The organism is Desertihabitans brevis, from assembly GCF_003327535.1.
Taxonomy (GTDB): Bacteria; Actinomycetota; Actinomycetes; order Propionibacteriales; family Propionibacteriaceae; genus Desertihabitans; species Desertihabitans brevis.
On record NZ_QOUI01000011.1, the window covers coordinates 15,498 to 27,302 of the forward strand.

Annotated in this window: 10 protein-coding genes; 6 read left to right on the plus strand and 4 right to left on the minus strand. The window is 74.3% G+C overall.

The window, feature by feature from the left end; all coding sequences use genetic code 11:
* Positions 1-7: 7 nt before the first annotated feature.
* Positions 8-1,165 (plus strand): PLP-dependent cysteine synthase family protein, encoded by a 1,158-nt coding sequence (locus tag DT076_RS15770; protein WP_325048379.1) that lies wholly within the window; start codon positions 8-10, stop codon positions 1,163-1,165.
* A 17-nt stretch (positions 1,166-1,182) separates the two neighbouring features.
* Here the strand turns inward: DT076_RS15770 and DT076_RS15775 are convergent, their stop codons facing one another.
* Positions 1,183-1,821, minus strand: coding sequence for a class I SAM-dependent methyltransferase (locus DT076_RS15775; protein ID WP_114127675.1), 639 nt, complete (start codon positions 1,819-1,821; stop codon positions 1,183-1,185).
* A 23-nt stretch (positions 1,822-1,844) separates the two neighbouring features.
* Positions 1,845-2,420, minus strand: a complete 576-nt coding sequence (locus DT076_RS15780) for a TIGR03086 family metal-binding protein (RefSeq protein ID WP_233494006.1) — start codon at positions 2,418-2,420, stop codon at positions 1,845-1,847.
* Positions 2,421-2,521: 101 nt separating this feature from the next.
* Between DT076_RS15780 and DT076_RS15785 the strand changes: the two genes are divergently transcribed.
* On the plus strand, positions 2,522-2,932 hold the full coding sequence (locus DT076_RS15785) for a VOC family protein (RefSeq protein WP_114127677.1): 411 nt from the start codon (positions 2,522-2,524) through the stop codon (positions 2,930-2,932).
* 46 nt (positions 2,933-2,978) lie between these two features.
* Here DT076_RS15785 and DT076_RS15790 read toward each other — a convergent pair whose 3' ends face one another.
* Positions 2,979-4,532: an ATP-dependent DNA ligase gene (locus tag DT076_RS15790; RefSeq protein ID WP_114127678.1), complete on the minus strand. Its 1,554-nt coding sequence runs from the start codon at positions 4,530-4,532 to the stop codon at positions 2,979-2,981.
* 211 nt (positions 4,533-4,743) lie between these two features.
* Here DT076_RS15790 and pdhA point away from each other — a divergent pair, with 211 nt between their 5' ends.
* From pdhA to DT076_RS15810, 4 genes are all read left to right on the plus strand, one after another.
* Positions 4,744-5,862, plus strand: a complete 1,119-nt coding sequence (gene pdhA / locus DT076_RS15795) for a pyruvate dehydrogenase (acetyl-transferring) E1 component subunit alpha (protein ID WP_114127679.1) — start codon at positions 4,744-4,746, stop codon at positions 5,860-5,862.
* Positions 5,859-6,833 (plus strand): alpha-ketoacid dehydrogenase subunit beta, encoded by a 975-nt coding sequence (locus DT076_RS15800; RefSeq protein ID WP_114127680.1) that lies wholly within the window; start codon positions 5,859-5,861, stop codon positions 6,831-6,833. Before pdhA ends, DT076_RS15800 begins: the two co-directional genes overlap by 4 nt.
* A 24-nt stretch (positions 6,834-6,857) precedes the next feature.
* Positions 6,858-8,312: a dihydrolipoamide acetyltransferase family protein gene (locus tag DT076_RS15805; protein WP_114127681.1), complete on the plus strand. Its 1,455-nt coding sequence runs from the start codon at positions 6,858-6,860 to the stop codon at positions 8,310-8,312.
* Between the two features lie 350 nt (positions 8,313-8,662).
* The gene (locus DT076_RS15810; RefSeq protein ID WP_147264169.1) at positions 8,663-10,264 is read left to right on the plus strand and encodes an HNH endonuclease signature motif containing protein; all 1,602 of its coding nucleotides are present in this window, start codon (positions 8,663-8,665) and stop codon (positions 10,262-10,264) included.
* Between the two features lie 537 nt (positions 10,265-10,801).
* Here DT076_RS15810 and DT076_RS15815 read toward each other — a convergent pair.
* Positions 10,802-11,770 (minus strand): DUF3500 domain-containing protein, encoded by a 969-nt coding sequence (locus DT076_RS15815; RefSeq protein WP_233494007.1) that lies wholly within the window; start codon positions 11,768-11,770, stop codon positions 10,802-10,804.
* Positions 11,771-11,805: the final 35 nt, after the last annotated feature.

The following is an 11,805-nucleotide window of genomic DNA, read 5'->3' on the forward strand; positions in this document are numbered from 1 at the left end:
AGGCCGCGTGCCGCTGGACGCGGGCACCCCGGTCGGCCAGAGTGACCGGGTGCCCGCCGCCTGCCAGCCACCGGACCGCCGCTGGGTCAACGACGCGATCGCCGAGCTCGCCGCCGACGCCACCCGCAGCGCCGACACCCACCTGCTGCGCTTCCCGCTGCCGCGGCGGTGGGGTGTCGACCTCTACCTCAAGGACGAGTCGGCGCACCCGACCGGTTCGTTGAAGCACCGGCTGGCCCGCTCGCTGTTCCTCTACGGGCTGGTGGGCGGACGGATCGGCCCGGGCACCACGGTGGTGGAAGCCTCCAGCGGCTCGACCGCGGTCTCGGAGGCCTGGTTCGCCCGGCTGCTGGGGCTGCCGTTCGTGGCCGTGGTGCCGGCGAGCACCAGCCGCCGCAAGCTCGAGCTGATCGAGTCCCACGGCGGGCGGTGCGTCACCGTCGACCAGGCCGACGCCGTCTACGCCGAGGCCGAGCGGCTCACCGCCAGCACCGGCGGCTACTACCTCGACCAGTTCCGCAATGCCGCGGTGGCCACCGACTGGCGCGGCAACAACAGCATCGCCGCCTCGATCTGGGAGCAGCTGGCCGACGAGCGCCACCCCGATCCGGCCTGGGTGGTGACCGGCGCGGGCACCGGCGGCACCTCGGCCACCATCGCCCGCTACGCCCGGCACCGGCGCACCCGCACCCGGCTGGCGGTGGCCGACCCGGAGGGCTCGGTGTACGCCGAGGCCTGGCGCACCGGACGGTTGGACGTCACCGGACCCGGCTCGCGGATCGAGGGCATCGGACGTCCGCGGGTGGAGCCGTCCTTCCTGCCGCACGTGGTCGACGAGGTCCGCACGGTGGCCGACGCCGACTCCGTGGCCGGGATGCACCTGGTGCACGAGGTGCTCGGGGTGGCGCCGGGTCCGTCCACCGGCACGAACCTGGTGGTGGCCCTCGACCTGGCCGAGCGGATGCGTGACGCCGGCGAGCCCGGCAGCATCGTCACCCTGCTCTGCGACCGCGGCGACCGCTACACCGACACCTACTACGACGAGGCGTGGGTGGGCGAGCGGGGGATGGCCGCCGGCGACCGGCTGGACGCCCTTCGCGCCCGCATCGCCGGCGAGGACGACCCCTGGCTCGGCCCGCGGATGCGGGATCCGGCCCTGGCCTGACCGCTGGGGAGCCGGTCTCAGCCGGGGACGTCCTCGGTGCGGCACAGGAGCAGGTGGCACTCGGGGAAGCGGTGCATCGCGTCGGGGCGGCTGATCGTGCGCCAGACCTCGGCGAAGCCCGCGGCGGTCAGTCGGTCGGCCATCGCGTCGGGGTGCGGGCGCCAGGCCCGGGCCACCTTGTGGTCGAACTCCTCGTACGGACGGGAGGGGTCGTCCTCGCACTGGAAGGCGACCAGCACCGGGCCGCCGGCCGGGAGCCGGGAACGCCAGACCGCGAACACCTCCGCCAGCTCCTCGGGCGGCACGTGGATCAGGCTGAACCGGGCGATGACGGCGGCGACCGGCTGCTCCGGCGGCAGCGCGGCCAGCCGGGCGTCACCCCGCAGCAGGGTGAGCCCGGGATGCTCCCGCGCGGCGATCACCAGCATCGCGCTGGACGGGTCGACCCCCACCACGGCGAGCCCGCGGGCGGTCAGGTCCGCGGCGACCCCACCGGTGCCGCAGCCCACGTCGACCACCACCCCGGCGGCGTCCCGCCGGAGGACGGTGTCGGCGAAGGCGGCGACCGCGTGCTCCTCCAGCGGCGTCTGGTAGGGGAGCGGGAGCACCTCGTGGTAGGTCTCGGCGAGGACGTCGTAGCCGGGCTGGAGCTGCACGGGCCCAGCCTCCCGTGCGGTGGTCAGGGCGTCCAGCGCGGGTCGCGCCCGGCGGCGCCGAGGGTGCGGTCGAGCAGCGGGGCGTCCTCGGGCACCGGGACCACCGGCCCGAAGAGCCCGGCGCGCGCCTCTGGGTCGTCCGGGATCGACGAGCACATCCCGAACGCGGTCTCGAGCGCCTCGGGGTCGGGGGTGTAGGGCAGCCCGGTGGCGACGGCGAGGTCCCAGCCGTGCAGCACGAGCTCGTCGGTGACGACCACCGCCATCTCCTCGGCCGGCATCTCGATCCCGCCGGCGACCGTCGTGCCCTCGGTGGCCCCGGGCTCCCGCCAGGCGTCGGCCAGCCCGTCCAGCGCCTCGGGGATGCGGCGGCGCCAGTCGTCGGGGAGGGTGACGGCGGTCGGGTCGGGGGCCGTCCGCGTAGTGGGGCCGTCGACCTTGCGGGCGGCGTCGGCGAAGGCGACCGACAGGCCGTGCAGATGGCCGAGCAGCCCGGCCACGGTGTAGTCGGGGCAGGGGGTGGGGCGGCCCAGCGCCTCCTCGGGCACCTCGGCCACCAGTCGGCTCAGCTCTCGGGTCTGGGCGGTCAGGTCGGGCACGGCTCCTCCTCGGGTCGGGACGTCCATCGGGGTGGACCCCGCTCCGGCCGCGGACTCATCGGCGGCGATGAGTTCGGTTTCCCGCGACGGTCGGACCGGGCATGAGCCGCAGCACCGTGATCGCCATGCCCACCACCGACCGGGTCGCCGCCCACGCCTTCTACGGCGCCGGGCTCGGCCTGCCCACCCCCGGCCCGCTGGCCCATGACGGCGTCCCCGAACCGCTGCAGGTCGAGCTGGGCGAGGGCTGCCGGTTGATGCTGGTGCCTCCCGGAGGGTTCGGCTGGATGACGCCGGGCCGGACGGCCGCCGGGCCCGGCACGGTGGAGTGCCTGCTGAGCCTGCCGGTGGACGCCCCGGCCGACGTCGACGCCCTGGTCGAGCGGGCCCGGGCGGCGGGCGCGGAGGTGGTCGCCGAACCCGCCGAGCAGTCGTGGGGGTACTGCGCGACCGTCGCCGACCCCGACGGCCACCTGCTGCAGGTGATCGCCGAGCCCGCGGCCTGGTCCTGACCGGTCCCGACGACCAGCCCGCCGGCGACGGGGGCCGGCGGTCGGGTCACCCGGAGGCGAGCGCCCGGACCGTGTCCACGGTGTCGGCCTCCTCCGGCCCTTTGTCGTCGCGGTAGCGCAGCACCCGGGCGAACCGCAGCGCCATCCCGGCGGGGTAGCGGGTGGAGCGCTGGACGCCGTCGAAGGCGATCTCCACCACCTGCACCGGACGCAGCGGCACCACCCAGTCACCGCGCTCGACCACCCACGGGCTGTCCTCGACGGCGAGGGTGCGGAAGTGCTCGGTCTGCCAGGCCAGCATCTCGTCGGTCATCCCCTTGAACGTCTTGCCGAGCATGACGAACCCGCCGGTGGCGGGGTCGCGGGCGCCCAGGTGGATGTTGGACAGCATCCCGCTGCGCCGGCCGCTGCCGTGCTCCACCGCCAGCACCACCAGGTCGAGGGTGTGCCGCGGTTTCACCTTCACCCACCCGCGGCCGCGCCGGCCCGCCTCCCAGGGGGCGTCGCTGCTCTTCACCACCACGCCCTCGTGACCGGCGGCCAGCGCCTGGGAGTCGAAGTCGGCGGCGGCCTGCGGGTCGGAGGTCACCAGCCGCGGCACGACCAGGTCGCCGGCCACCTCCTCCAGGGCGGCCGCCCGGACCGAGGCCGGCTCGTCCAGCAGGTCGACGCCGTCGCGGTGCAGCAGGTCGAAGAACCAGCAGCTGAGCACCGGCCCGTCCTGGGCTCCGGCGTCATCCGGTCGGTGCCGGGCGGCCAGCGAGGCGCTCTCCTGGAACGCCACCGCGCGCCCGGCCTGGTCGACCGCCAGCGCCTCCCCGTCCAGCACCAGGCGCTGCGCCGGCAGCGCGCGGACGGTCTCCACCACGGTCGGCAACCGCTCGGTGATCTCGTCCAGGCTGCGGCTCCACACCCGCACCTCCTCGCCCTCGCGGTGCACCTGGATGCGGATGCCGTCGAGCTTGGCGTCGACGATCCACGGCGGCCGGGTGCCCTCCAGCGCTGCCGCGACGTCGGGTGCTGAGGACGCCAGCATCGGCCGCACCGGACGCATCACCTCCAGCCGGAACGCGGCCAGCGCCTCCGTCCCACCCCGCCGGGCCGCCTCGGCCACCGCGGCGGCCGTCCCGCCCAGCATCGCCGCCCGCCGCACCAGAACCAGCGGGACGTCGGAGGCCTGCGCGACGGCGTCCAGCACGGCCGCGTCGAGGGCACCCTGGCGGAGCTCGCCGGTGAGCAGCCGGCGCAGGAACTGCTGCTCCTCGGCGGTGGCGGCCGCCATCATCGCGGTCAGCCGGTCGCGGCGGCGCCCCTGCGAGCCCGGACCCGAGTCGGCCTCCAGCGCGTCCAGCGTCGCGTCCACGTCGGCCACGGTCAGCGCGGGTGCGCCGGCGGGTGCGGGCAGGTCGGCCAGCGAGCGCCAGCCCACCCCGGTCCGGCGCTGCCGGGGGGCACCGCTCAGCCAGGCCGTCACCACCCCCAGCTCGTCGTCACCGCAGGCCGCCAGCAGGTCGGCCAGCGCGTCCCGCTTGGCGTTGCGCGAGCGGGTGGCGCCCACCCGGCGGGCGACCTCGACGACGGCCTGGAGCAGCAGCGGCATGACGGCATTCTGCTCCCGACGCCGGGCGCGGGACTGGTTGGACGTCCTCGCTTTCTGGTCACCGGCGGAGACGGAGGGCTAGGTTGAGCGGAGTCGGTGCGCGGCGATCGGGTGCCGACTCCGTCGGCAACGCGGCCACCCCCGCACCGCCGACGGCGCGTGCACCGGCACACCGACCGGGTGCGGGAGAGATGGTTGAGGAGGACAGTCGTTGAGCACCACCACAGCCGACGAGACCGATCTCGTCCAGCTGCTCACCCCCGAGGGCGTGCGGGTCGAGCACCCCGAGTACGAGTTCACCGGGAGCGACGAGGAGATCGCGGGCCACCTCCGCGACATGGTCCTCGGCCGCCGTCTCGACACCGAGGCCACCGCCCTGCAGCGCCAGGGCGAGCTGGGCCTGTGGGCGTCCCTGCTGGGTCAGGAGGCCGCCCAGGTCGGCTCGGCCCGGGCGCTCGGACCCAACGACGTGGTCTTCCCCACCTACCGCGAGCACGCTGTGGCGCTGTGCATGGGCGTCGACCCGATCGACCTGCTCGGGCTGTTCCGCGGCGTCGACATGGGCGGCTGGGACGCCGAGGCCACCCGGTTCCGGCTCTACACCCTGGTGATCGGCGCCCAGACGCTGCACGCCTGCGGGTACGCGATGGCTCTCGAGCGCGACGGACTGGTCGGCAACGGCACCAAGGCGGAGGACGCCGCCGTGGTGGCCTACTTCGGTGACGGTGCCACCAGCCAGGGCGACGTCAACGAGGCCTTCGTCTTCGCCAGCTCCTACAACGCGCCGGTGGTCTTCTTCTGCCAGAACAACCAGTGGGCGATCTCCGAACCGATGAGCCGGCAGTCGCGGATCCCGCTGTACCAGCGCTCGCTCGGCTTCGGGTTCCCCGGGGTGCGGGTGGACGGCAACGACGTGCTGGCGGTGCGGGCGGTGACCGAGCGGGCGCTGGAGCGGGCGCGCAACGGCGGCGGACCGTCCCTGATCGAGGCCTTCACCTACCGGATGGGGGCCCACACCACGTCCGACGACCCCAGCAAGTACCGGCTCGCCGACGAGCTGGAGACCTGGCGGCTGCGGGATCCGATCGAACGGGTCCGGGCGCTGCTGCGGACGTCCGGGTCGGTGGGGGAGTCCTTCTTCCGCGACCTCGAGACCGAGGCCGACGACCTGGCCGCCGACCTGCGCCGGCGCTGCGTGCAGCTGCAGGGGCCCGGGCTGCGGTCGCTGTTCGGCAACGTGTACGGCGAGCAGACCGAGTACCTGGCCGCCCAGCAGCAGGCCTACGCCGAGTACGCCGACAGCTTCGAGATGGAGGCGGGCTCCCGATGACGACCCTGACCATGGCGAAGGCCCTCAACGCGGGACTGCGGCGGGCGCTCGAGGCCGACCCGAAGGTGCTGCTGTGCGGTCAGGACATCGGCAAGCTCGGCGGGGTGTTCCGGATCACCGAGGGCCTGCAGAAGGACTTCGGCGAGCACCGGGTGATCGACTCCCCGCTGGCGGAGTCCGGGATCGTCGGCACGGCCGTGGGGATGGCGATGCGCGGCTACCGGCCGGTGGTGGAGATCCAGTTCGACGGGTTCGTCTTCCCCGCCTACGACCAGATCGTCAGCCAGGTCGCCAAGCTGCGGTTCCGCACCCAGGGACGCCAGTCGATGCCGGTGGTCATCCGGATCCCGTTCGGCGGCGGGATCGGTGCGGTCGAGCACCACAGCGAGTCGCCCGAGGCCTACTTCTCCCACACGCCCGGGCTCAAGGTCGTCACCTGCTCCACCCCGTCCGACGCCTACTGGATGATGCAGCAGTCGATCGCCTCGGACGACCCGATCATCTTCCTCGAGCCGAAGCGGCGCTACCACGACAAGGGTGAGGTCGACGTCGACGCCACCCCGCTGCCGCTGCACCAGGCGACGGTCGCGCGCGAGGGCACCGACGTCACCCTGCTGGCCTACGGGCCGATGGTGCGCACCTGCCTGGACGCCGCCGCGGCCGCCGAGGAGGAGGGCCGCAGCCTCGAGGTGGTCGACCTGCGCACGCTGTCGCCGATCGACACCGCCACGGTGGTGCGCTCGGTGCAGAAGACCGGGCGCGCGGTGGTGGTGCACGAGGCCCAGCAGAACCTCGGCCTCGGCGCGGAGCTGTCGGCGCGGATCACCGAGCACTGCTTCTACTCCCTCGAGGCCCCGGTGCTGCGGGTGGCCGGCTACGACATGCCGTACCCGCCCAGCCGGGTGGAGGACGAGTACCTGCCCGACCTCGACCGCGTCCTGGACGCCGTCGACCGTTCGCTCGCGCACTGACCCGTCCCCAGGAGGACCAGCACGATGCAGTACTTCAACCTGCCCGACCCCGGTGAGGGCCTGGTGGAGGCCGAGATCGTCACCTGGCGGGTCGCGGTCGGGGACGAGATCAAGGTCAACGACGTGGTGGTGGAGGTGGAGACCAGCAAGTCGCTGGTCGAGCTGCCCAGCCCCTTCGCCGGCACGGTGACCGAGCTGCTGGTCGAGGAGGGCGCCACCGTCGACGTCGGCACGCCGATCATCGCGGTGGACGACGGGTCGGGTGCCGCGTCCCCGGCTCCGAGCAGGTCGGGGCAGGCGGACGGCGACGAGGCGGCGGCGCCGAACCTGGTGGGCTACGGGGTGAAGAAGGCCGGCACCAGCCGGCGTCCGCGACGGGCGGCTGCTGCGGCGGTGCCGGCGGAGGAGTCGGCCAGCCGCGCGCAGGCGCAGGTGCAGGGGTCCTTCGACCCGGCGACGCAGGTGTCGCGGAAGGCCGACGAGGTGGCGCCGCTGCGGGCGGAGCCTGCCGGGTCCGGTGGTGAGCCGCTGCCGACGCCGGGACGGGGGCCGTCCGAGCCGACGTCGGAGCGCGGACCGGTGCTGGCCAAGCCGCCGACCCGCCTGCTGGCCAAGCAGCTGGGCGTCGATCTGGCCACCGTGACCGGCACCGGGGACGGCGGCATCATCACCCGCGCCGACGTCGAACGCGCCGCCGCCTCCACCCCCATCGCCCCCACCCCCGACGCCCTGAGCCTGTCGAAGGGCGACTCCCCCACCGGGCTGAGCGAGGAGCGCATCCCCGTGAAGGGTGTCCGTAAGCTGACCGCCGAGGCGATGGTGCGCTCGGCGTTCACCGCCCCGCACGTGACCGAGTGGGTCGAGGTGGACGTCACCGCCACCATGGAGCTGCTGGACCGGCTGCGGCGGCGCCGCGACCTGGCCGAGGTCCGCCTGACGCCGCTGGTGCTGGTGGCGTCGGCGGTCTGCCGGGCCCTGCGCCGCAACCCCGACCTCAACGCCCGCTGGGAGGAGACCGCCGACGGTGCGGAGATCGTCCGGGCCGGGCAGGTCGACCTCGGCATCGCCGCCGACACCCCGCGCGGTCTGGTGGTGCCGAAGATCCGGGCGGCCGACCGGCTCGGACTGGTCGAGCTGGCCGACGCGCTGACCGCGCTGGTGCGCACCGCGCGGGAGGGACGCACCCCGCCGGCCGACCTGGCGGGAGGCACCTTCACCATCACCAACGTGGGCGTCTTCGGGGTCGACGGCGGCACCCCGATCCTCAACCCGGGCGAGTCCGGCATCCTCTGCATCGGCGCCATCAACCGGCGTCCGTGGGTGGTCGGCACCGGCGCCGAGGAGCGGATCGAGCCGCGCTGGGTGACCACCCTGTCGGTCTCCTTCGACCACCGGGTGGTGGACGGCGCCGAGGGCTCGCAGTTCCTCTCCGACGTCGCCCTGATGCTCTCCGACCCCGCCATGGGCGGGGTGCTCTGAGCCGTCCCGGGTCACCTCGGCAGCACTGGGCGACCCGCTGCCGTCCCCGGACCGACTGATCGTCCGAGCCCGACCACAACGCCCTGAGCCTGTCGAGGCGCGACGACCGCACGCACCGCCCTGCCTCGACGACTGCAAGCAGCCCCGACCACAGCGCCCTGAGCCTGCCGAAGGGCTGGCGACGGCCCTGCTGACCCGGCTTTCCCCTGCGCGGGTCCTGCTGCTGGGATCGGACTGGCGGCGGAGTCAATCCTTGACGTGTGCGGTCAACGCACATCAAGCCCTTGGTCGACCAGCGTCATCGATCACGTGTGCGAAAACTGTCAGTGGTAGTCCGTAGCGTTCTGTCCATGGAGGAGACGACGAGCGCGGCCGGGGTGCTCGCGCAGGTGCGCGATCTGCGAGGGGCCGAGCGAGCGACCGCAGCAGCCCTGCTGCGCCAGGCCGCCGCCTGGGCCGACCTCCACCCCGCCCTCGAGCCCGGCCAGGCGGCGAGCCTGCACGACCAGGGCAAGGAGACCGGCTGCCCGATCGCCGGATCCGGCACCCCACAGGTCGCCGCCGACTCCCTCGCCGAGGTCGCCGCCGCGCTGGGCATGTCGACCGGCGCCGGTGCCCGGCTGGTGGGGCAGGCGCTGGAGCTGCGCCACCGGCTGCCCCGGTTGTGGGCCCGGGTGCACGACCACACCGTGCCCGCCTGGGTCGCCCGGTCGGTGGCCGAGCGGACCATGATGGTGAGCGTCGAGGCGGCCGGGTTCGTCGACAGCCAGGTGTGCGCGGTGGCGGGCCGGGTCGGGGTGGCGCAGCTGGACCGGCTGGTGACGACTGCGATCCAGCGGCACATGCCCGCCGAGGCCGAACGCCGCCGCCAGGACGCGTTGGAGGGGCGCGGTTTCACCATCGAGCACGACCGCAGCGGCCGCGACCACGCCCTGTCCTCGGTGTGGGGCACGCTCGACCTGCCCGACGCCCTCGCCCTCGAAGCCGCCGTCCAAGACGGGGCACAAGCGCTCGCCACCGCCGGCTGCACCGACAGCCTGGACGTGCGCCGAGCCCGCGCGGTGGGGGAGCTGGCCCGCCGCCAACCCGCCCTCGACCTCCTCACCGCCGAGGAGACCACGAACAGCGGTGTGGTCGCGGGCAAGGCCGCCGAACGGGTGGTGCTCTACCTCCACCTGTCCGCCGCCGCGCTCGGCGGAGGATTCGCGGCCGCACCAGTCGTGCAGGGAGCAGGAGCCGACTGCCCACGACGGGCAGACAGCGCCGGACAACCGGCCACCGCCATCGACGTCTTCGTCCAGCCCGGGCATGCGGGTCCCGCTGGAACGGAGTCAGTGGGTCGGGTGCAGAACACCGGCGCACCGGTGACCGCTGAGCAGATCCGTGAGTGGTGCGCCCGCCCCGACGCCCGGGTCAGCGTGAAACCGGTCATCGACCTCAACGCGACCATGGCTACCGACGCGTACCGGCCCACCGCCCGGATGCGTGAGCAGATCGCGCTGCGCGACCGCACCTGTGTGTTCCCCTGGTGCTCAAGACCCGCCCACCCCTACCCGCTGCCCCGCCGCGACGACGCTGTCGGGGTGGAGGCAGAGGAACGCTGGTCGGTCGAGGACGACCACCTCGTGCCCTGGGACTTCGGTGGGCCGACCAGCAGCGACAACCTGGCCCCGTTGTGCCGGACCCACCATCGGCTGAAGACCTTCACCGGCTGGCGCCACACCCGCACCGGCCCCGGCTGCTACGACTGGACCAGCCCGCACGGCTACCGCTACCGCCGCCACCCCGACGGCGGCACCACCGACCTCACCCCGGACACCGGACCACCCCGCCGACGCCCTCGACAGAGGCCGACCACAAACTCGGCCAGCCGCCGGAAGCTGAGTTCACCAGTCCCGGTTGGAGCTGCCGGGCCGCCCGACGCTCCGAACGAGTCACCCCCGCCGTTCTAGGCACCAGACGTACCTGCCTCCCCGAGACCTCGTCTCACCTGTAACCGCACCACCCGGGCGTCGCCCGGCGACGCGCGCACACGGCCCTGCCCACCCCGTCGGCGTTACGCTGCCGCCGGGGCCCTGGGCGTGCGCGGGACCCAGGTCGATTGCGGCGCCATGAGCGGCAGCTGTGAACAGCCGGCAAGTTCCTCGCTGCCGGGCACGGCAGACCGGTCAGCTCGCTCGCGAACTGGAGCGCTGAAGCCCGACCGCTCGCCGACCACCCAGGTCGGCGCCCGCATGGGCAGGGCTACCCGCACACCCGTGCGACTTGACCGTGATCTGCTCCCTCGGTGGGCCGGGTCGACACGGCCCAGCGACGACTGCCCGCGGGCGCGACCTGCGTGTCCAGGTGACGTGCTCGGCGCGGATCCCGTTTGATCCACCCACGGTCGACCTCGTCCTGCGTCATGTGAGCCTGCACGAGTAGACGGCCAGACGAGTAGCCGCGTCAGCGCGGGCGGTGGGGCTGGATGGTTGGAGCCGGAGCGGGGCTCAGTGGCGGTGCGTCGCGGAGGCGTGGTGCTGGGCCAGCAGGTCCTCACCCCAGTCGCCGCGCAGGTCGCGCCAGACGGTGTGCACGTGGTTGGCGTCGTCCTGGGTGTTGTCGTACTCGACCAGGAAGCTCGACCCGCGCAGCGCGTAGTAGTGCGGCCGGCCCACCTCGGTGCTGCCCGACCAGGCGAAGGTCAGCTCCGCCAGCCCGCCGTCGACGACCGACGTCCAGGCGGCGGCCGCGACCGGCTCGGCGGCCCGGTCCAGGTAGCAGCGCACCAGCCGCTCGAGCGCCGCGCGCTGTCCCCGCTCCAGGTCGCCCATCGCGATCCCGCGTGGCACGAGAGCCGCGTCGGCCACCGGGTCGTGGCGGGTGGCGATGTCGCTGGGCGCCTCGTCCGCCACCACGGCCACCCGACGCTGGTCGGCGTCGAGCAGACCGAGCAGGTCGCGGGCCCCCTGCTCCTCGGCCCGCAGCACCTGCCAACCGGCCCGCGGGCCCTCGCGGACCACGGCCGGGTTGGCACCGAAGAACTGCGGGGTGGCCGCCACCCGGTCACCGACCACGGTCACGGCCACCGTCAGGTGGTGCCCGCCCAGGCTCCAGCCCCAGACGTCGGCCTCCGGGTCGCCGAGCACCCGCACCCAGTAGTGCAGCGGGTGCCGCTCACGCCAGCTGGACGCCCCCCGCTCGCGCTCCAGCTCGCGCAGCACACCGTCCAGCTCCATCACCTCCCGCGCGGTCCGCGAGCCGGTGCTGCTGAGCGCGGTGTCGAGCAGCGCCATCACCAGCTCCCGCTGGCCCGGGTCCAGGTCGACCAGCGCCACCCCGGGCCGCGGACCCGGCAGGTAGGTCCACTCCCGCCGGTCACCGACGTCGAACGGCGCGACGCCGCGCCGGGCGGCGCCGTGCAGCGAGTCACACAGCCGCCGGGCCGCCTCGCGCATCCGTTGCACGGTGGTCAGCACGAGCCCGACACTACGTCGCCCCCGTCCCTCCTCCT